This window comes from Bellilinea caldifistulae, from assembly GCF_001306055.1.
Classification (GTDB): domain Bacteria; phylum Chloroflexota; class Anaerolineae; order Anaerolineales; family Anaerolineaceae; genus Bellilinea; species Bellilinea caldifistulae.
Genome location: NZ_LGHJ01000012.1, coordinates 270407 through 290503, shown reverse-complemented (window position 1 = coordinate 290503; position 20097 = coordinate 270407). Strand labels below are relative to the sequence as shown.

The window sequence follows — 20097 nt, the reverse complement described above, 5'->3', positions numbered from 1 at the left end:
GGGTTTAAGCAAAATAGTTGGAATTTCAGGAGCAAAGAAGAGGTATAAACCTCGATGCTATCAGCATACCCCCTGGGTGTGGACAAAAAATTGACAGGTTCAGATGTCCTGATAAGTTCGGCTTATCCATTGCGCGGACGCAGGCGCGGATCGCGTTCCAGGGTCAAACGCAGGCCGGTTTCCAGAGAAATTGAGGGGTGATAATTCAAGAGGGCAGCAGCCCGTCGTAAATCGGCGCACATGCGCGCCGGCCCGCCGTCGCTGCGCGGGTTGTAGACAACCTCCGGCTCGTTGCCGGTGACCGAGATGACCACCTTGACCAGATCGCGCACACTGGTTTCCACCCCGCTGCCGACATTAATGGTCATTTGATCCACTCCCGGCGCGGTTGATGCGGCAATCATGGCTTGAACAACATCATCCACGTACACATAATCACGGGTTTGAGTTCCATCCCCATGCACCACCAGCGTCCCGTTTTGGAGCGCCTGCCGCAAAAAGTTGAGCAAGACCGGCGCATGAACCGGGGGCAGGTGCTGACCCGGCCCATAGGCGTTGAAGACCCGCAGACAAACCGTTTCGATGCCCCACAAACGCCCAATGGTCTTGACGTAGTACTCGGCCGCCAGCTTGGAAACGGCATAGGGCGAACGGGGGTTGGGGATGGCATCCTCGCTGACCGGCTGAATTTCCTGATTGCCGTAAATTGCACCGGAAGAAATCAACACCACCCGCCGAACGCCCACATCCCGCATGGCTTCCATCAGTGTAACCGTGCCGCCAACGTTGACCTCGTTGTATTCGCGTGGGTACAACACCGATTCGGGCACCAGTACTTTGGCGGCCAGGTGGTACACGCAGTCAATTTCTTGCAAAAGAGTCCACAGTTTGGGGCGGTCGTTAACATCGCCGCGCACAAAATGAACTTCGGGGGAGAGCGCGGAGGGATCACCTGTGGAAAGGTCATCCAGCCCGCGTACCGAATGGCCTTCCTGCACCAGACGATTTGCCAGCGCCGAACCGAGGAAGCCGGCTGCACCGGTGATTAGAAATCTCATTGGCTGTTCGTCATCCCGGAAATTGTGAGGATTGGAGTTCCACGCGGATTATAGCATATCCACTCCGCCCTAATTGAAAAAATCATCCCCTTCCTCGCCTTCCGGAATTGCAAACTCGGGCGATTCCGCGGCATCCCGCACCAGTTGATGATCGCTGGTGCGGTAATGTCCGCGCAGGTCATCAATCAAGGTACCTTTCCACAGAGGAACACCATCGAAGTACGCTGCCCGGCCGATCATGTGGGCGGCAACCGGTACGGTGAGCAGCAGAAAGACGATGATGGCTAAAACCCGCAGGGTAATACCGGATTCGCTGAAATACAGGGCAGCTGCCAGCATAACCAAACCGGCACCAAGCGTGGCTGCCTTGGATGTGGCTGACATGCGCGAAAACAAATCCGGCATGCGCAGCAACCCAATGCTGGCGATCAGCATGAAGGCGGCTCCCAAAATCATCACAATTGCAACAATCCATTCGCGCAGCATCACACCCTCCGCTCGATGTAGTAAGCAAAGGCAATTGTCCCCAAAAAAGAAATCAGGGCAATGATGATGGCAACATCCAGAAAGGCCGGCTGGTCGAACAGGATGGCGTAACTGGCGATAATCCCAATGGCCAGGGCAACTACCAGATCAATCGCCACCACCCGGTCGGGCAGGCTTGGCCCGCGCACCAGCCGGATAAAAGCCAGCACCAGTCCAAGACTGATCATCGCCAGGGCAAGGAAATACAACACTTCGATATTCATTGAAACAACTCCTTCACCCGCCGAACAAATCCTTCCTGCATGTAGCGCCGAAATTCTTGCGGGTCGCTGGCATTTAATGTGTGGATGTAAACCATCATGCGGTCGCTGGAAACATCCAAGGCAAGGGTGCCGGGGGTGAGGGTAACCAGATTGACCAGCAAGGTGATCGCCGCATCGTTGGGTAAGTCAATCGGAACGGCCACCACGCCCGGTTTCAGGTTCATGTCCCTTCGCAAGACGGTGATGGCCAGGTTGAGATTGGCCTTAACCAGCTCTTTTAGAAAGAAGGCCATGAAGGACAGCACGCGCGGCACGCGGGTAAAGTAGGAGCGGTTTTCGCCGCGCACCGTCAGCCACAAGACCAGATAGCCAAGCAAAAAACCGAAAATGAGATTGGGCGGGTCAAACTGCGCCGAAAGCGCTGACCACGCCAGTGCCAGGAGGACGTTGAGCAGGAAGATGGTCATCGCAGCCCTCCTAAAACAGCCGCCGCATACAAAGCCGGCTGCATCAGCACCCCTGCGGCTTGATCGGCAAGGCCGTAAACCGGTTGAGCCAGAACACCCAGCACCACACTGATCAGTCCCATGGCCAGTGCCGGAAATACCAGCGAAAATTTGTAACCAGCCTCACGGTTCTGCGACGGGGCTTTTTCGGGAATGGGCTTCCAGAAGGCTTCCATCCAGATTTTGGTCATCGAAAAGAGGGTCAACAGGCTGACGGCCAGGGAAACCGCTACAATGGCGTATTGACCCTGTGCCAAACCGGCCCGTACCAGCGCCAGTTTGCCAAAAAAGCCGGAAAGCGGTGGTAAACCGGCCAGGGAAAGGGCCGGGATCAGGAAGAGAATGGCCAGCCACGGTTGATCGCGGTACAATCCTCCGACCCGCCGCAGGTCGAACGAACCGCTGACGCGCCGGATGATGCCAGCCACCAGAAACAGGGCTGCCTTGGCGGCGATGACATGCGCCATGAAGAAAATGGTGCTGGCCAGGCCGGCGCGGCTGTACAACCCCAGTCCCATCAGCAGGTAGCCAATCTGACTGACGATATGGAAAGAAAGCAACCGGCGCATATCGTACTGAGCCGCTGCCCCTAACACACCCACCACCATCGTGAAACCGCCCAGCACCAGTAAAACCGTGTGCGTAAAGGCTACATCGGTTAGAAAGAGCAGGGTGAATACCCGCACCAGAGAATACACGCCCACTTTGGTCAGCAGGCCAGAGAAGAGGGCGGTAACGGCGACCGGCGGGGTGTGGTACGAGGCCGGCAGCCAGAAGAACAGCGGAAAAATGGCCGCTTTGATGCCGAAAGCAACCAGATAGAGCATGGCAATGGTGGTCACCAGGCCGGGGGAGTTGACTTCCGGCAAGCGGATTGAAAGATCGGCCATGTTGAGCGTACCGGCGACACTGTAAAGGATACCGGTTGCCGAGAGGAACAGCGCCGAGGAAGTCAGGTTGAGGATGACATACTTGATGGCGCCTTCCAGTTGGGCGCGTTCACCACCCAGCGCCATCAGGACAAAGGAAGCCATCAGCATCACTTCGAACCACACATACAGGTTGAAAATATCCCCTGTGAGAAAAGCGCCGCAGACGCCCATCAGCAGAGCAAAGAACAAGGGGTAGAAGCCGTGAGCCACCCGATTTTCGTCAATTCCTTCCAGCGAGTAAATTGCCACCAGAACGGCAACTACTCCGGTGATGGTCAGCATGATGGCGCTGAACAAGTCGGCCACCAGGGTAATCCCGTAGGGAGCCGGCCAGTTGCCGATTTGGGTCACGGCAATCTCGCCGGTTTGCACCTGTGCCAGCAGGCTGAGGGCCGCCAGCAATAAGGCGCTGCTACCGAACAGGGAAAGCATCCGCTGCAAGCGCGGAGCGTTCCAGGCAAACAGGGTCAGCACAATGAATACCAAAGGAATCAGTAATGGGAGGAGTACGGTTTGCACTACAAACCCTCCTCTTCTTCCGGCACGGATTCCGGATGATACTTGGGGATGATGTCGGTATCGCGTAATTCGTTCATATCATTAGTGCCGAGGACGGTGTAGGTTTGACGCGCCAGCACCAGCGCAAAGGCGGTTACCCCAAAACTGATCACGATTGCCGTCAGGATCAGCGCCTGGGGCAAGGGGTCGGCAGACTGGCTGATTTGCTCTGCACCCAGCGGAATCAGGGGCGGTTTGGCACGCTGTAAGCGTCCGGTGGTGAAAATTAGCAGGTTGATTGCCTGACCGAGCAACATCAGCCCAATCAGCACCTTAGTCAGGCTGCGGCGCATCATCATGTACAAACCCACCGTGAACAAAACGCCAATCACAATTGCAAGTAATAAAGTCATCTCACTCCTCCGCCAGTGTAAAGATGATCAGCAGGGTTACGCCGACCACCACCAGATACACGCCGACATCGAACATCAAAGGCGTGCCAATTTTACCGATCACCGGCAGGGGGTCTTTCAGCCAGAGGCCGGTCATAAACGGTTTACCGGTCAGCCAGCCAACCAGCCCGCTGGACAGGGCAACCAGCAAGCCGCTGGCGATCAGCGCACGGGGATGGACACGCAAGATCCGCCGGGCTTCCTGAACATTGTTGGCGATGGCGTAGAGGATGAAGGCCGCTGCGGCTACCAGCCCGCCCACGAAGCCGCCGCCAATTTCATTGTGACCACGAATCAGCAGGAACACCGAAAAGACCAGCAGCAAGGGCATCAGGTAACGGGCAGCCAGATGGAGGATGATCGAGCCCATGTTTATTCCTCCTCCGCCGGTGGGATAATCACCTGGCGCCGCCCGATTGTCAGGCGGATGAGAGCATAGACGCCGATGCCGGCCAATGCCAGCACGGTAATTTCACCGAGCGTGTCAAAACCGCGGAAATCTACCAGAATGACATTGACCACATTGCGCCCGTTCGCCAGGGGCAGCGCATTTTGCAGGAAATACTCGGAGATATGCGGAACAACCGGGCGGGCGGTTACGATCAGGGTGAGGAGGGTCATCAACAGGCCGCCGGTCATCGCTACCAGAAAATCGGCCAGCCGGGCTGGCGGACTGGTCAGACGGGTGAATTTGGGCAGGCGGTAGACCACCAGCACAAACAGAATCACCGTCAGGGTTTCGATGGCAAATTGAATCATGGCGAGGTCCGGCGCGCCGTACAGCAGATAAATCAGCGCCAGACCGTAGCCGACAATGCCCATGATGGCGATGGTTGCCAGACGGGAACGGGTGCGGGTAATCGTAAGCGCGGCGAGGATGATCAATACGCCCAGCACAACTTCGTAGAAATTGATGGCTCCCCAATCGTTGCGCAGGATCAGCCCATTGGTGCTTCTCAAGTAAGCCAGCCCTGCCAGAGCGACTGTGGTCAGGATGATGGTCATCAGATAGAACCGCAGGTAGCCGTTTTGCAGGCGGTAAGTCAGCCAGGCCGCAAAGCGGCGCAGGTTTTCCAGCCCCACCTGATAGGCGTGGGCCGGGCCAAAGCGACCGAGCCAGCGCAGGCGAGCCGTAAAGCCCCAAACCGGTTGCCAGCCAACGTACAGCCCTATCCCCAATGCCAGCGTCAGCGTACTGAGGGCGAGCATCGGATTTAGACCGTGCCAGAGGGCTAACTTGACTTTGAGCGGCTGGATCAAGACCGCCTGCGCCGATGCCTGCACCAGCGGCGCAGCCAGGGTCATCGGCAACAGACCGCCCAGCAAGCCCAGCCCTGCCAGCAGCAGGGGCGGCAAATCCAGCGAGAGCGGAGCGGGGTGGGGATGGCGGGGTGTTTGGCCCGCTGCGCCGAAGAACGGCTTTAACCCGACCAGACCGGAAACCGCCACCAGCAGCGCATTGCCGATCAGCGCTCCGGCAGTTAACCAACCGGATACCGGCTGAGCGGCGAGGGTGGTTTCATACATCACTTCTTTGGCAATGAAACCCAGGGCGGGTGGCAAACCGGCCATCGAAAGAGCTGCCAACCCGGCGGCAAGCGCAGTACGCGGCATGGCGCGGCGCAGACCGCTTAACTTGCTGACATCCCGCGTGCCGGTTTCGTGATCCACCGCACCGGCAACCAGAAACAGAGCGCCTTTGTAGAGGGCGTGCGAAAAAAGATAGAGCATTGCCGCTTTGATCGCCAGATCGCTGCCCCAACCGAGCAGCATCACCATCGTTCCCAGCGAAGCGACGGTGGTGTAAGCCAGCAATTTTTTCAAATCTACCTGACCGATGGCCAGCAACGCTCCGGCTAAAAATGTAGCCAGCCCAAAACCGGTCACCAGAGTTTGCCATTCAGGGGTGGCGCTGAATATCGGGCTGAGCCGGGCGAGCAGGTACACCCCGGCTTTGACCATGGTGGCCGAGTGCAGATAAGCGCTGACCGGGGTTGGGGCAGCCATGGCGCCCGGCAGCCAGAAATGAAACGGGTACTGAGCCGATTTGGTCAGCGCACCGGCCAGAATGAGCAGGAAGGCAGGCAAGAACAGCGGAGAAGCCCGCAAGATATCTGCCATCTGATTGAGCTGGCTGATTTCGTAAGTGCCGCCAATCTGGCCGAGCAGAACCAACCCGGCCAGCATCGCCAGTCCGCCCCCACCGGTGACCAGCAAGGCCTGCAGGGCAGCAAACCGCGAGCCTTCTTTTTCATGGTCAAAACCAATCAGCAGAAAGGAACTGATGCTGGTCAATTCCCAGAACACAAACAGCGTCAGGGCATTATTGCTGACGACGACGCCGAGCATTGCGGCCATGAACAGCAAAATGAAGGCGTAAAAACGTCCCAGTTGATGATGACCGTGCAGGTAACTGCCGCCGTAGATCAGAACCAACGCACCGATGCCCAGAATCAGCAGGCTGAAAAGCAAGCCGAGTCCATCGAGGTAGAGAGAGAATCTCACCCCCAAAGCCTCAGCCCAGGCCAGTTGATAGGTGAAAACCTGCCCGGCCAGAACAGCAGACAAGCGGCCGAGCAGGGTCAAAAACAGACCGGCCGGCAAAACAGCCATCAGCAGACCGGCGCGGTGAGGCTGCGCCTGCTGGATGAAAGGCGCAAATCCCGAAAGGATCAACAGGAGCAGAATAGCGGTGGGCAGAACAATGTCCATCGTCCTTGCTTTCTTCTTGATATGGATGATAAAAAGCGCAGCAATGTTACAGGGTAAACCAGACTTCTCCCCGCGAAGTTACGGTTCCCCCGGTTAAAATCCGTACCAAATATACTGAATAAAGGTACAGGTTGTCAAGTTGAACGCGTAAGGCTTGATCGGAACCCAAAGATGCGGACTGCATTCGCTGCTGATATCAATTTGTGCGCGTACGAACCGAGCAAGGTAATCCAGAAAAAATACAGCCGATAAATCTGATTTTAAGTAAAATAATCCTTGATTAGTATATTTCAAAATGAACACTCGTAAACCTTTCCCACTGACTACCCCGCTTGGATTATCCTTTTTTCTATCACTGGTCTACCTGTGGCCATTGGTTATTCACCCGAATTACATCCCCACTACGAAGTTTCCACAGGTTACTACAGATTTTGTCCTGTCTCATCTGGCATACTCCCGGTTTATTCACCAGCGTTGGTTGATGGATGGGCACCCGCCATTATGGAACAGTAGTATGCTCTCAGGAACACCACTGGTTGCCGACCCTCTTGCCGGCTATAGCTATCTTCCAAACTGGTTGACCTTTATATTTCCTGAGCCAGTGACTTTTACATTACTTTTCGTTTTGCACTTAACCTGGAGCGGATGGGGGCTTTATTTGTTTCTTAGAAGATTGGGAATTGCTCCTGCAGCGGCAATTTTTTCATCTGCGGTGTGGATGGGTACATCGAAGTTGATTGGCTATGTTGGCGGTGGTCAGGTTTCATCAGTGTATGCAATTTGCTGGTTGCCATGGTTGCTATGCTCGCTCAGATTTGCTGCTGAACGTTTTTCAGATTACCGCCGGGTTTTGCTTTCTTCAGCGGTGCTTTCGACAATCGTGTTAATTGATATTCGCTGGGGATTTTTGTGTGGTCTGATTGGTTTGGCATTTTTGTTGGGTTACTTGCCTTACCGCAAATTGTCTATCTCAAAAGTTTTTCGTGGATTATTCCTTTTGGGTTTTGGTACAGTTTTGTTGACAAGCAGTTTAATCTTCCCACTGATTGAGTTTATGCCGCAATCGGACAGAGCTGTTCTTTCTACTTCCGAAAGGGCTATTCTTTCATTGAATGTTCATAACTTGATAGGGGCTATAACCCCTCAATTAGGGATCATTTATGAATTAATTACCTACATAGGACTAGTTGCTGTTGTATTAGCCTTTTTTGGAGTAAAAAAACAAAATTGGTTCTGGCTAAGCCTGATATTATTTGGCGTTCTTTTCTCTTTAGGCAATCATAGTTTTCTTTTTCCCTTTATTAGTGAACTTTTGCCTGGTCTTGGCTGGCTGCGTGTCCCCTCACGCATGTGGTTCTTTGTTGTTTTTGCAGTGGTTGTCTTGGCAGGATACGGTCTGAATCATCTTTTGACAGTCGCGATTCCTCAGTCTATTTCAAAAATCACTCTTCGTTTGTCAATATTTTTTTCATTATTCTCTGTCATTCTGGCAGGTGGTGTGGCGGTTTTGTATCCACCTCTGCCCGGTGGGCTGCTGGTTTTCGCAGTAATTCTACCAATTGCCCTAATTTTGATTAATCTCTTAATTCATAAGCCGCGAATATCCTGCGTTATGGCTATTGTTTCTCTCGCGGTGATAGATCTGCTATGGGTCAATACATCTTTTCTACGCAGTGTACCCCTAGAACCATCGCCGCCTGTAGTGAGATGGCTGGAAAATCAACCGGCTTTGTTTCGAGTGTATTCTCCTTCGTACAGTATTCCACTACCACATCAACTTCAAACTGCCGAGGGGGTAAATCCGCTCAGGCTCAAGTCTTACAGCCAATTTATGGCAGAAGCGAGCAGGATTCCAGCGGAGGGATATAGCGTCAGTGTCCCATCAATATACCTTGACGAAAAATCCCCACCTGAATTGTTTCAAGTTGCATCCTCACCTGATCTTGAAAAACTGGGTCTCCTCAATGTCAAATACATTGTCTCAAATTTTCCAATGAATATCTCTTCGCAAATAGACGGTGATTTTGGAAATGTGTATGTGTATCTCAACCCGTTGTACCGAGAACGTGTTTGGCTCAGTCAGCAGGGTTCGGTTGTTGTCCGATACTGGTCTCCAGACCTGATAATTGCAGAAGTGGACTCGCGTACAGATCAGATGGTGGTTTTTAGTGAAGTGTATTACCCGGGATGGAGAGCAAAAGTAAATGGTCAATCCGTGTCTGTTGAAGTTGTGGATGGTTTATTGAGAGGAATTAAAATTTCACCCGGCAGGCACACAATTGAGATGCGATTCAGACCTTTATCATTTTACAGTGGTTTGGGGCTCAGTTTGTTTAGCTGGCTAATATTGCTGTATATCGGGAGGGACTATGTTCGTTCGCTGGTGGCAAAAGATCGATCCTTTATTTCCAGAACAGGAAATTTATAAGAACAAATTACCGTTTCGGGTGACGCTTCCGCTCTTCTTCATTTTGACCCTTATATTTTCCTGTGCTGCTACTTTGATTCCGGCAGATGGCTTCTTCGCTTTTGATTGGGTTCACTTTTTCGGCATTCAACGAGTTCCTCCATTTTACCCCCCATGGACTGTTTACATTATACAGTTTCTTACCTACCCCCTATTGGTTGGGATAACCTTGGCCGCTTTCTCGCTTGCAACCATTCAGCGTTCCGTCCATCCAATTAGCGCAATAGCCGCTTTTTTCTGTCTGCCGTTGCTTTGGACGGTGTTTCTTGGTCAATTAGAGGGCTTAGTGGTTCTGGGTTTGTTAGGACTGCCTTGGTTGGTACCTCTATCTCTGATTAAGCCGCAAATCGCTGTATTTGCCTTAGGTGCCAGACGGTCTTATCTCGTAGGCCTGTTTTTCTGGTTAATAGTTTCTATTGTAATCTGGGGTAATTGGCCGAATACAATGCTGTTAGCGGAAAGTTTTTATGCCGAAGGACGCTATGAACAAAATATCGGTTTGGGCTGGTGGGGATTGCCCTTTTTTTTGCTGACCATCTGGTTTTCGAGAGGTGATATGGACATGTTGATGGCGAGCGGGGCTTTCATCTCTCCTCATGTTATTTTCTATAATTTGTTGCCGATAACGCCTGCTATTGCCCGCTTGAGACCACGTGCAGCGGCTATTGCTTTGCTATTGTCTTTCCTGACTCTTTCATCCAATTGGTTTGGGCCGTTGGGGTGGTGGTTGGGATGGGGGTTTGTGCCATGGGTTTGGCTTAATCTAGCAGCACAGCGTTATCCTGATAGCCGCTACTTGCGATGGTTGAGGGTTATCAACGGTTAGAACTTTTACGCCAATTGACTTAATAAAGATGTCAATCAGGGTGATGTCAACCTTTCTTCTGCTATTTTTGCCGCCGGGCGGCGCAGCCAGAAGAAGATGAACAACAGCGCGCTGAAAATGCCGCACAACCCGCCACCGTACCAGATTGCCTGCGGGCTGAACCAGTCGTTCAAAAAGCCGCCGGCCACCGGGCCAATTCCGGCGGCTACGTTCCAGGTCAGGCCGTAAAGGCTCATGTATCGCCCGCGCATGTCGGCAGGGGCTAAATTGGCGGCGTAGGTGGAGGAAGTCGGCACCAGCACCAGCTCACCAAGGGTCATGACCACCATGCTGAGCCAGAAGCCCCAGAACCCCGCCCCGAACGCCACGCTGCCCACGCCCAGCCCGTACAGCAAGCCGCCTAACGCCAGAACCGGCAGAGGACTGAACCGGCGGGTGAGCATGGTAACCGGGATCTGGAAAAAGACCACCATGAGGGCATTGGTCATCGGAATCAGGCCATATAATCGCTCGGTAACGCCATAATGGGTTTTGGCATACACCGAAAGCAGCACCCACATAATCGAGGCGCTCAATTGGGTGAAGATGAACGCCAACAGAAAGGTCATATAGGGTTGGTCGCGCAGCACACGCCCGTAACCGCCAAACCTTTCGGACTTTTGGGGCAGATCGGCTGCTTCATTGCCGGTCTGGGGGAGGGTTTCGCGCGCCAGAAAGGCAATCAGCAAGCCGTATATGGCTAAGCCGGCGGCTGCGCCATAAAATGCAAATTGATACGAAACCGAGGCGATCAAACCGCCCACGGCCGGCCCGATGGCCACACCGACGTTGTTGCTCAGGCGCATCAGCGAATAGCCGTCCACCCGTTTTTCGGGCGGAATCAAATCGGCCATCATTGCATCGGCGCCGACGCGGTAGAGCGGGTTGGCCGAGCCCTGCAGAATCATTAACAGGACGAAGGCCGGGTAAGTTTCAGCGCGGCTCATCAGTAAGTACCCCAGGCCGTTGAGCAGCAGACTGATAGCCATGACCCACTTGCGCCCGAGACGGTCAATCACCGGCCCGGCGATGAAGGAACTGATCAGTCCGCAGACGGAATTGATGGTCAACAAGCCGGCGCTGACGGTCAGCGGCATGTTCAGCCTCTCGCTGACGTAAATCATCAAAAAAGGCCAGATCATGCTGGCGCCGATGGTGCTGATCAGCATTCCGGCAAACATCAGCCAGAATTGAGCCGGAAAGCGGGTTTCAAACAATCGTCGCATAGGGTAGAGAGAAGACAGGGTGCAGGTAAAAGCCGGATTGATTTTACTACGATTGGCGCAGGACGGCGGCAGAGAAGAAAAAATTTTTGTCCTTGACAAGCCGTTCATTCTGAAGATAATAAGGATATTCCATATCCGCAAACGGCAATGACGGAGGAAAGTAAACCGGCGGAAACCGACAGGGAGGCCGGGGCGCAGACTGAAACCCCAGCCCGGCAGAAACCGGTCGAAGTTCCCTCCTGAGCCGCCCGGGGGAACGCTCTCCTTAGCGAGAGCCAGTAGTTCGGGCCGCATCGCCAGCGTTAACCGGCGCTCCAATCGTTCTGCCGGATGGTAGAACCGTTGGGTTGAGTGGGCTGCTACACCGGCAGCCAAGCAGGGTGGTACCGCGGGAAAATCCCTCCCGTCCCTTGACCGGGACGGGATTTTTATTCACCGCAAATCGAATCGGGAGGTAAACGTGAACGATTCCGAAAACATCTTGGAAGAACTTGACCGCATTTTACAAAATGGACTGGACGCCTTGCAACAGATTCAGGATGAAGCCCAACTGGTCGGCTGGCGCACCGCCCATCTGGGGCGCAGCGCGCCGGTGATGCAGGTCTTTGCGCGGATGGGCAGCATTCCCAAAGAGCTGCGCCAGCAAGTCGGGCAGAAAGCCAATCAGGTCAAGGTAGCGCTGGAAAATGCGCTGGAAGAACGCGCCGCCGTGCTACGCCGCGAAGCGTTGGAACGCAAACTGACCGCCGAACGGCTGGATGTGACCCTGCCGGGGCGGTTACCGGCTTTCGGCCGGGCTCACCCGGCTACGCAGGCGCTGGATGAAATCTGCGCTATCTTTATCGAGATGGGCTTTCAAATTTACCGCTCGCCGGAAGTGGAGACGGAGGAGATGAACTTTGAACTGCTCAACATCCCCGCTCATCATCCGGCCCGGGATATGTGGGATACCTTTCACACCACCACCCCCGGCGTCATCCTGCGGACACACACATCCCCCGGTCAGATTCGCGCCATGCGTGAGATGGCCCCCAACCCGATCCGGGTTATCCTGCCGGGCATGGTCTACCGCTATGAGCAGACCAATGCCAGCCATGAGATGCAATTCAATCAGGTGGAGTTGCTGGCGGTGGGGCAGCACATCACCTTTGCCGACCTGAAAGGCACGCTGGAAAGCTTTGCCCGGCGCATGTTCGGCGAGAATGCCCGCACCCGTTTCCGGCCGTCCTACTTCCCCTTCACCGAGCCGAGCGCAGAGGTGGACATGGAGTGTTTCATCTGCGGCGGCAAGGGCTGCGGGGTGTGCCGCGGCAGCGGCTGGCTGGAAATTGGCGGCTGCGGCATGGTGCATCCGGTGGTGCTCCAAAACGGCGGGTATGATCCGGCGGTCTATTCCGGTTTTGCAGCCGGACTTGGACCGGAGCGGATTGCCATGTTGAAGTACCACATCGAGGATATCCGTTACTTTTGGGCGAATGATATTCGTTTTCTGGAGCAGTTCTGATGAAAATACCGCTTTCCTGGCTCAAAGATTATATCGAGATTGATCTGCCCCTGCTGGATCTGGCCAGAACCCTGACGATGGCCGGGCTGGAGGTGGAAGAGATTCAACTGGTGGGCCTGCCCGATCCGTATGCCGGCCTGCCGGCCGATACGCCGCGCGAGTTCAAGGTGACCGGACTTTCGTGGCAGCCCGATAAAATTGTGGTTGCTCAGATTGACGAGGTCATGCCGCACCCGAATGCCGACCGGCTGGTACTGTGCCGCTTGAACGACGGCACGGGTGAAATCATCGTTCTGACCGGCGCGCCCAATTTGTTCGAGTACAAGGGCAAAGGCCCTCTGCCCAAACCGATCAAGGTGGCTTATGCTCGTGAAGGGGCGCGCATTTACGATGGTCACCAGCCCGGTCAGGTGCTGACCACCCTCAAACGCGCCCGGATTCGGGGGGTGGATTCGTTTTCGATGGTTTGTTCCGAGAAGGAACTGGGCATCTCCGATGAGCATGAGGGCATCATCCTGCTGGATGATGACGCGCCGACCGGTGTGCCGCTGGTGGATTACATGGGCGATGCCGTGCTGGAAGTTTCGATATTGCCCAACATGATTCGGAACGCCTCGATGATTGGGGTGGCGCGCGAACTGGCCGCATTGCTCGGTAAACCCCTGCGTTACCCGCAGGCAAAACTGCCCGAAAAAGGCCCCTCGATGAAGGGCAAAGCGGCAATACGGATCACCGACCCAACCCTCAACCCGCGTTTTGTGCTGGGGCTGGTGGAAGGCGTAACGCCGCAGCCGAGCCCCTACTGGGTTCAGCGCCGACTGCGTCTGGCGGGCATGCGCCCGATCAACAGTGTGGTGGATGCGACCAACTACGTCATGCTGGAACTGGGAGAACCGCTGCATGCCTTTGATTACGATGTGCTGGTGCGACGCGCCGGCGGCGGTTCGCCGACCATCATCACCCGCGCGGCCGAGCCGGGCGAAAAACTGACCACGCTGGATGGGGTGGAGCGTACCCTCGAACCGTTTACCGTGCTGGTGTGCGATACGGCCGGACCTCTCTCGCTGGCCGGCGTGATGGGCGGGCTGGAAAGCGAGGTCAGCCCGCAGACCCGCACGGTGCTGCTGGAAGGTGCGGCCTGGAACTTCGTCAATGTGCGCCGCACCGCCTTTCATCAGCGCTTGAATTCCGAAGCGGCTTACCGTTTTTCGCGCGGGGTGCATCCAGCCCTTGCCGAACAGGGCGTTGTGTTGTGTTTACAGCGAATGGCGGAGTGGAGCGGTGGTCAGGTGTACGCTGATCTGGTGGATGAATATCCCCTACCGCCCCAAGACCCCGAAATCCGCCTGAGCGAAGCGGATGTGCGCCGTCTGCTGGGGATTGAACTGAACGCGGGTCAGATTGCCGAAATTCTCAACCGGCTTGAATTTACCTGCCGGGTTGAGGGGGACGAGGTGCTTGCCAAAACCCCGCCACACCGTCTGGATATTGGCAGCGGCGAGACTGGTAAAGCCGATTTGATCGAAGAAATTGCGCGCATTTACGGTTACCAGAACATCCCCTCTACCCGTCTGGCTGATCCGCTGCCGCTGCCGCGCTCGGATGCGGCGTTGGAGGTGGAAAAACAGGTGCGCCAGGCCTTGATTCGCTTTGGGCTGCAGGAAGTCATCAACTACCGCCTGACTGCCCCGCAGCGCGAGATGCGCCTCTACCCGCCGGAGAACCGTCCGCCCGAACCGGCATACCTGACCCTCCGCAATCCGCTCAACCCGGAACGGGCGGTCATGCGCCGTTCGTTGCTGGCCTCGCTGCTGGATACGCTGGAAAAGAACGCGCGACTGAGCGAACGGCTGGCTCTGTTTGAAATTGGGCCGGTCTTCTGGCCGCGCCAGGATCAGGTTTTGCCGGATGAGCCGATTTTTGTGGCGATTGCCCTGAGCGGATTGCGTCAGCCACCGGCCTGGGATAATGCCCGCCCGCCTTACTACGATTTCTTCGACCTGAAGGGCATTCTGGAATGCTTGGGCAGCGACCTGCACCTCCAACCGCTGCGCTTTGAACCGGCAGCCCATCCCTCCCTGCACCCCGGCAAATCTGCTGAATTGTTCAGCGGGGATGTCCGTTTGGGAGTGTTTGGGGAACTGCACCCGCTGGTCAAAGAGCAGTATGACCTGCTGACCCCGCCGGTGATTGTCGCTGAATTGGACATGCAGGCGATCCTCGCCAGCCGCCAGAGCCGCCGCGAGACGCAGCCCGTGCCGGTCTTTCCGCCGGTTCTGGAAGATATTGCTGTGATTGTGGATGAGGATGTACCGGCGGTGGAAGTGGAGAAAGCCATCTGGCAGGGTGGCGGCAAAATGCTGCGGGCGGTGCGTCTGTTTGATATCTACCGCGGTGAACAGATTGGCGCGGGCAAGAAGAGTCTGGCCTACAGCCTGACCTACCAGGCCGACGATCATACCCTTACCGCGGCTGAAGCAGCCCAGATCCGCCAGCGGATCATCCGCCGGTTGGAGCAGCAAGTCAACGCCAGACTGCGCGGCTAGAGGGCCGGCCTGTTTGTCCGGCTGCCCTGCTCCGGCTAAACACGGAAGAAGGGCAGCCGGACAAGACTTTAACCGGGTGGCGATTCTTGGATGATTTTCTTGCTGACGCCCAACAAAAACACAACCTTGTAAAAAACCTTGCAATTTTACGAGTTCGGTTATAATTAGATTGTTGATCTATGCTAAACCGAAGCGGACGAGTAAGTCACTTGATGATGGGGGACGAGGCAGTATGCCTGAGTGACCGAGGGACGCTTCACAAACAATCTTGATGAACGAGTCAACTGGTCATATTGGTGTTGAACCTTTGAAATTGCTCATTTGAATGCGAGGGGAAAGTGGGTTGGTGAACACACCCGCTGAGGTGTGAAGCATGAATGGATGGACTTACCGCCTTTCGCCGAAATTCGGCGTTTGCCTGCAACTTTAAGAATCCGTTGAGGAAGTATCATTTTTGAATCCGAAGGTTAATTCATAAGCCGTTATGTGGGTATTACACGCTCACTGGCAGCCGCCGCGCCGTCCCACAGAGAGTGGAGGGGTCTTGTTCTGGGCAGAAAGCCCGGAACAAAAGCCTGAACCTCGCGGACGGGGTTTTGCGGCAAAACGCACTCAGGTGCGGGATCATCCTTTCTGCCTTGAACCGGATACCATCCGTTTGCAAATTGGCAGTGGTACCCCGCTGGATGATGCCCAGATCGGCGCGGTGCGTCTGCGTCTGCCTTCCAGTCAAAACATTCCGCTTCCCTCGCCGGACCTGAACCCGGAGTGGGAACCGGATGAGATTTCTAACCCCAAATTGCTGCCCTGGCTGGTGCGCGGCTTGTGGCTGCCGGCCGGCAAGGCGTTCGGCGTGCTTGCCAACCTGCCCGCTGAAAGCCGAACCAGCGGCTTCATGCTGGGGCCAGACGCGCGCTACTGGCAAACCGTATGCGGGCTGGTGCTGGAAATCCTTGCCGGGCAGCGCATTTTGCCCACCCTGGAGCAGGTGATTGCCGAAGGTCAGCCGGAAATGTACTTGGCGCGCTGGCGTCCGGTGCTGGATGGGCAGGAAGACGGTATCCGCCTTGCTTTGCTGGAACGCGCCATGCCGCCGATTTGCCGGGCTGAAGTGAGCAGCGCGGTTGCCATCGGGAAGACCATCAAACAGGTCAGTCATACCTCGCGCAGCCTGCTGGATAGCTTCTTGAAAATGACTTGTGACGCGCTGGCGCGCTCCTGGGGACGCTCCAAAGCCCCATTGCTGCTGCCTGAAAAAGAGAACACACTCGACATCTGGCTGGCAGCCCTGTTCACCGCCGATCCGCGGGTCAAAGCCAGCCCGGCCCAGTTGAAAGCCCTTTACAGCAGCCTGCGGGCCTGGATGCGCAATCTGGAAGCCGCCGGGGACGAACATTTCCGGGTGGCGTTGCGCCTGACGGCACCGCCGGCTGACGATTCTTTGCCAAACCCGCGCTGGACTCTGGAATATCTGCTGCAATCCCGTAGAGACCCCAGCCTGTTGATCCCGGCTGAGGATATCTGGTTCCGCAGTGCGGCGGACATGAAGGCGGTTGCTCATCTCAAACACCCCCAGGAATTGTTGCTGGCGGGTCTGGGCTTTGCGGCCAAGTTCTTCAACCCCATCCGCACCAGTTTACAGGCCAAACACCCCACCGGTCTGGAACTGGACACCACCTCGGCCTACCAGTTTTTACGCGAGGCAGCCCCGCTGTTGGAACAGTCCGGTTTTGGGATTCTGGTACCGCCGTGGTGGAATCAGCGCGGCGCACGGCTTGGGGTGCGGGTCAAACTGTTCCCTCAAAAGGATGTGCCTCTGCAGAATGGCATGCCCGCCCATTTTACATTCCAGACCCTGATTAACTATGAGTGGGAACTCTCACTGGGGGATACCACTCTTTCACGCGAAGAATTTGAGCAGCTGGCTGCCCTGAAAGTGCCTCTGGTACAATTGCGCGGTCAGTGGGTGCAGCTGGATGCCGAGCAGATCGAGGCAGCCATCCGCTTTTGGGAAAAGCAGCAGCGCCGTGGGCAGATGGGACTACTGGAAGCCGCCCAACTGGCGCTGGGGGCCGATACCGCCCACGGCCTGCCGCTAGATGAAGTCCAGGCGGAAGGGTGGGTGGCGGAGTGGCTTGACCGCCTTTCAGACAATCACCGCCTCAGCGAACTGCCGCAACCGGCTACGCTCAACGGCAGCCTGCGTCCGTATCAGCGGTTTGGCTTTTCGTGGCTGGCTTTCTACCGCCGCTGGGGATTGGGGGCCATTCTGGCGGATGACATGGGGTTAGGCAAGACCATTCAGGCGCTGGCGTTGTTGTTGTATGAAAAAGAATCGCTGGGTAAGTTGCCGGCTCCCACTTTGCTGATTTGCCCTACCTCGGTTGTGACCAACTGGGATCGCGAAACTCGCCGCTTTGCCCCATCCCTCAAGGTGATGGTGCATCAGGGGCCGAACCGGCTGCGGGATCAGGCCTTCATTCAGGCCGTTCAAAATGCCGACCTGGTGCTGACCAGTTATGCCCTGCTGCGTATGGATGCCGAAACACTTCAATCGGTGCGCTGGTACGGGGTGATCCTCGATGAGGCGCAAAACATCAAGAATCCCTCTGCCAAACAAACGCAGGCGGCGCGCAAATTGACTGGCGAATTCCGTTTTGCGTTGACCGGTACCCCGGTGGAAAACCGGCTGACCGAGTTGTGGTCCATTATGCACTTCCTCAACCCCGGTTACCTCGGCTCGCTGGAAAAGTACCGACGCGAGTTTGCCATTCCCATCGAACGCTTTGGCGACCGCGAAGCCACTACCCGTTTGAAACAAATGGTCGGACCGTTCATCCTGCGCCGGCTGAAGAGTGACCCGCGCGTCATTCAGGACTTGCCGGAAAAGATCGAGATGAAGGAATACTGCTACCTGAGCGAGGAACAGGCCACTTTGTATGAGGCGGTGGTCAAAGATGCGCTCAAGAAAGTGGAAGAAAGCGACGGCATCACCCGGCGCGGGCTGGTGTTGACCATGCTCACCCAGTTAAAACAGGTTTGCAATCATCCGGCTCACTTTCTTAAACAGCCGGCTGAGCGCGAACCTTTCGGCAACCACACCAACGGGCGCAGCGGCAAATTGACCCGCCTGGGTGAGATGCTGGAAGAAATTTTGGAGAGTGGCGACCGCGCCCTGGTGTTTACTCAGTTTGCCGAGATGGGACACCTGCTCAGCCAGTACCTGCCGCAGATGCTGGGCTGCCCGGTGTATTACCTGCACGGTGGCACTCCACCGGCAGCGCGTGATCAGATGGTACGCCGTTTTCAGGAAGACCCCAGCGCCCCGCCGATTTTCATTCTTTCTTTGAAGGCGGGCGGGTTTGGACTCAACCTGACCAGCGCCAGCCATGTGTTTCACTTTGACCGTTGGTGGAACCCGGCGGTGGAAGATCAGGCCACCGACCGCGCCTTCCGCATCGGTCAGACCCGCAATGTACAGGTGCATAAATTCATCACGGTTGGCACGCTGGAAGAACGGATTGACGAGATGATTGAATCCAAGAAGGGGCTGGCGCAGTCTATCATCGGCACCGGTGAGGAGTGGTTGACCGAATTGTCCACCGAGGAACTGCGCGAACTGGTCATGCTGCGCCGTCCGGTGTGATCCAAGGGAGAGGCAACGGAGTTTATGGACGATGAAATGGAAGGCTGGGGATGGGGGTTAAGCCCGCGCAAGGTGCGCGGCGGCATCCGCGCTCACAGCGTAAGGGGATCTTTTGGAAAAAACTGGTGGGCGCGCCGCTGGATTGCAGCAATGGAAAATCTGGTTTCGGCGCCGCGGCTGGCGCGCGGCAAGTACTACGCACGGCAGGGTCAGGTAATTTCCATTGATGAGGATAAGGAAGGCATCACAGCGCGGGTGCAAGGCTCCCGCCCCAAACCCTACCGGGTTACCATCCGATTGACCCACCTGACCAACGCCCAGTGGAGCAAGGTGCTGAATGTGCTGGCCGATCAGGCCATTTTTGCGGCGCAACTGCTGGCCGGGGAAATGCCGGCAAATATCGAGGAAGCCTTTGCCAGCGCTGGGGTCAGTCTATTTCCGCAAACGCACCACGATTTGATTACCACCTGTTCCTGCCCCGATAAAGCCAACCCCTGCAAACACATTGCCGCGGTACATTACATTCTGGGGGAGCGGTTCGACGAAGATCCCTTCCTGCTCTTCCGCATGCGCGGGCGTTCGCAGGAACAGATTCTCGCCTCGCTGCGCGCCCGGCGTTCGAACGGCGAACCGCCAACCTTGCAGGTGGATGATCAACCGCCGCCCCGCCCGAAGGAAGAACACAGTCCGCTGGAAGAACAGATTGAACATTTCTGGCAGATTGGAGAACATATCCGCGATTTCTCGGTTCAGGTGCGCGCCCCCGAAATCCCCCAGCCGCTGCTCAAGCGACTGGGAGAGCCGGACTTTGTCAGTGACTTGACTTTACAGAGCCAGTTAGAGGATGTGTACAACGCAATTACCCAGTTTGCCCTGCTGATGGCGTATGGGGATGCTGCTGCGCCGCCGCCGGAAGAGGATTAATCTTCGCTGGAG

Annotated in this window: 15 protein-coding genes and 1 other annotated feature; of the genes, 6 read left to right on the top strand and 9 right to left on the bottom strand. The window is 55.9% G+C overall.

The genetic code is table 11. From position 1 onward, the window contains the following. Positions 1–122 precede the first annotated feature (122 nt). From AC812_RS07360 to AC812_RS07325, 8 genes are all read right to left on the bottom strand, one after another. A complete protein-coding gene (locus tag AC812_RS07360; RefSeq protein ID WP_061919606.1) occupies positions 123–1058 on the bottom strand; it encodes an NAD-dependent epimerase/dehydratase family protein in 936 nt (311 codons plus the stop codon). A gap of 69 nt (positions 1059–1127) precedes the next feature. Beyond that, positions 1128–1544, bottom strand: coding sequence for a monovalent cation/H(+) antiporter subunit G (mnhG, locus tag AC812_RS07355; RefSeq protein ID WP_114676133.1), 417 nt, complete (start codon positions 1542–1544; stop codon positions 1128–1130). Continuing rightward, positions 1544–1807 (bottom strand): cation:proton antiporter, encoded by a 264-nt coding sequence (locus AC812_RS07350; protein WP_061919603.1) that lies wholly within the window; start codon positions 1805–1807, stop codon positions 1544–1546. Before AC812_RS07350 ends, mnhG begins: the two co-directional genes overlap by 1 nt. Next, entirely contained in the window at positions 1804–2274 is a 471-nt protein-coding gene (locus AC812_RS07345) for a Na+/H+ antiporter subunit E (protein WP_201797740.1), read from the bottom strand. The genes AC812_RS07350 and AC812_RS07345 overlap by 4 nt, the downstream gene beginning before the upstream one ends. Then, the gene (locus tag AC812_RS07340; protein WP_061919601.1) at positions 2271–3764 is read right to left on the bottom strand and encodes a Na+/H+ antiporter subunit D; all 1494 of its coding nucleotides are present in this window, start codon (positions 3762–3764) and stop codon (positions 2271–2273) included. The genes AC812_RS07345 and AC812_RS07340 overlap by 4 nt, the downstream gene beginning before the upstream one ends. Further along, positions 3764–4156, bottom strand: coding sequence for a Na+/H+ antiporter subunit C (locus tag AC812_RS07335; RefSeq protein ID WP_061919600.1), 393 nt, complete (start codon positions 4154–4156; stop codon positions 3764–3766). Before AC812_RS07335 ends, AC812_RS07340 begins: the two co-directional genes overlap by 1 nt. Before the next feature lies 1 nt (position 4157). Then, on the bottom strand, positions 4158–4565 hold the full coding sequence (locus AC812_RS07330) for a Na+/H+ antiporter subunit B (RefSeq protein WP_061919598.1): 408 nt from the start codon (positions 4563–4565) through the stop codon (positions 4158–4160). Between the two features lie 2 nt (positions 4566–4567). After that, entirely contained in the window at positions 4568–6907 is a 2340-nt protein-coding gene (locus AC812_RS07325; protein WP_061919596.1) for a putative monovalent cation/H+ antiporter subunit A, read from the bottom strand. A gap of 295 nt (positions 6908–7202) precedes the next feature. Between AC812_RS07325 and AC812_RS07315 the strand changes: the two genes are divergently transcribed. After that, positions 7203–9335: a YfhO family protein gene (locus AC812_RS07315; RefSeq protein ID WP_114676131.1), complete on the top strand. Its 2133-nt coding sequence runs from the start codon at positions 7203–7205 to the stop codon at positions 9333–9335. Further along, on the top strand, positions 9277–10200 hold the full coding sequence (locus AC812_RS07310; RefSeq protein ID WP_061919591.1) for a hypothetical protein: 924 nt from the start codon (positions 9277–9279) through the stop codon (positions 10198–10200). Before AC812_RS07315 ends, AC812_RS07310 begins: the two co-directional genes overlap by 59 nt. 35 nt (positions 10201–10235) lie before the next feature. On the opposite strand, the gene AC812_RS07305 is transcribed toward AC812_RS07310, so the two are convergent. Then, positions 10236–11564 (bottom strand): MDR family MFS transporter, encoded by a 1329-nt coding sequence (locus tag AC812_RS07305; protein WP_169787271.1) that lies wholly within the window; start codon positions 11562–11564, stop codon positions 10236–10238. Positions 11565–11603: 39 nt separating this feature from the next. Further along, positions 11604–11879 (top strand) — a binding site (T-box leader). 46 nt (positions 11880–11925) lie between these two features. On the opposite strand from AC812_RS07305, the gene pheS reads away from it, so the two are divergent. The 4 genes from pheS to AC812_RS07285 all read left to right on the top strand — a co-directional run bounded on the left by pheS (position 11926) and on the right by AC812_RS07285 (position 20085). Continuing rightward, entirely contained in the window at positions 11926–12969 is a 1044-nt protein-coding gene (gene pheS / locus AC812_RS07300) for a phenylalanine--tRNA ligase subunit alpha (protein ID WP_061919587.1), read from the top strand. After that, complete coding sequence (gene pheT, locus AC812_RS07295) at positions 12969–15515, top strand: phenylalanine--tRNA ligase subunit beta (RefSeq protein ID WP_061919585.1); 2547 nt, start codon at positions 12969–12971, stop codon at positions 15513–15515. The genes pheS and pheT overlap by 1 nt, the downstream gene beginning before the upstream one ends. A 484-nt stretch (positions 15516–15999) precedes the next feature. Further along, positions 16000–19161, top strand: a complete 3162-nt coding sequence (locus AC812_RS07290; RefSeq protein WP_201797739.1) for a DEAD/DEAH box helicase — start codon at positions 16000–16002, stop codon at positions 19159–19161. A gap of 24 nt (positions 19162–19185) precedes the next feature. Beyond that, positions 19186–20085 carry an SWIM zinc finger family protein gene (locus AC812_RS07285; protein ID WP_061919583.1) on the top strand — a complete coding sequence of 300 codons (900 nt, stop codon included), beginning with the start codon at positions 19186–19188 and terminating at the stop codon, positions 20083–20085. Positions 20086–20097: the final 12 nt, after the last annotated feature.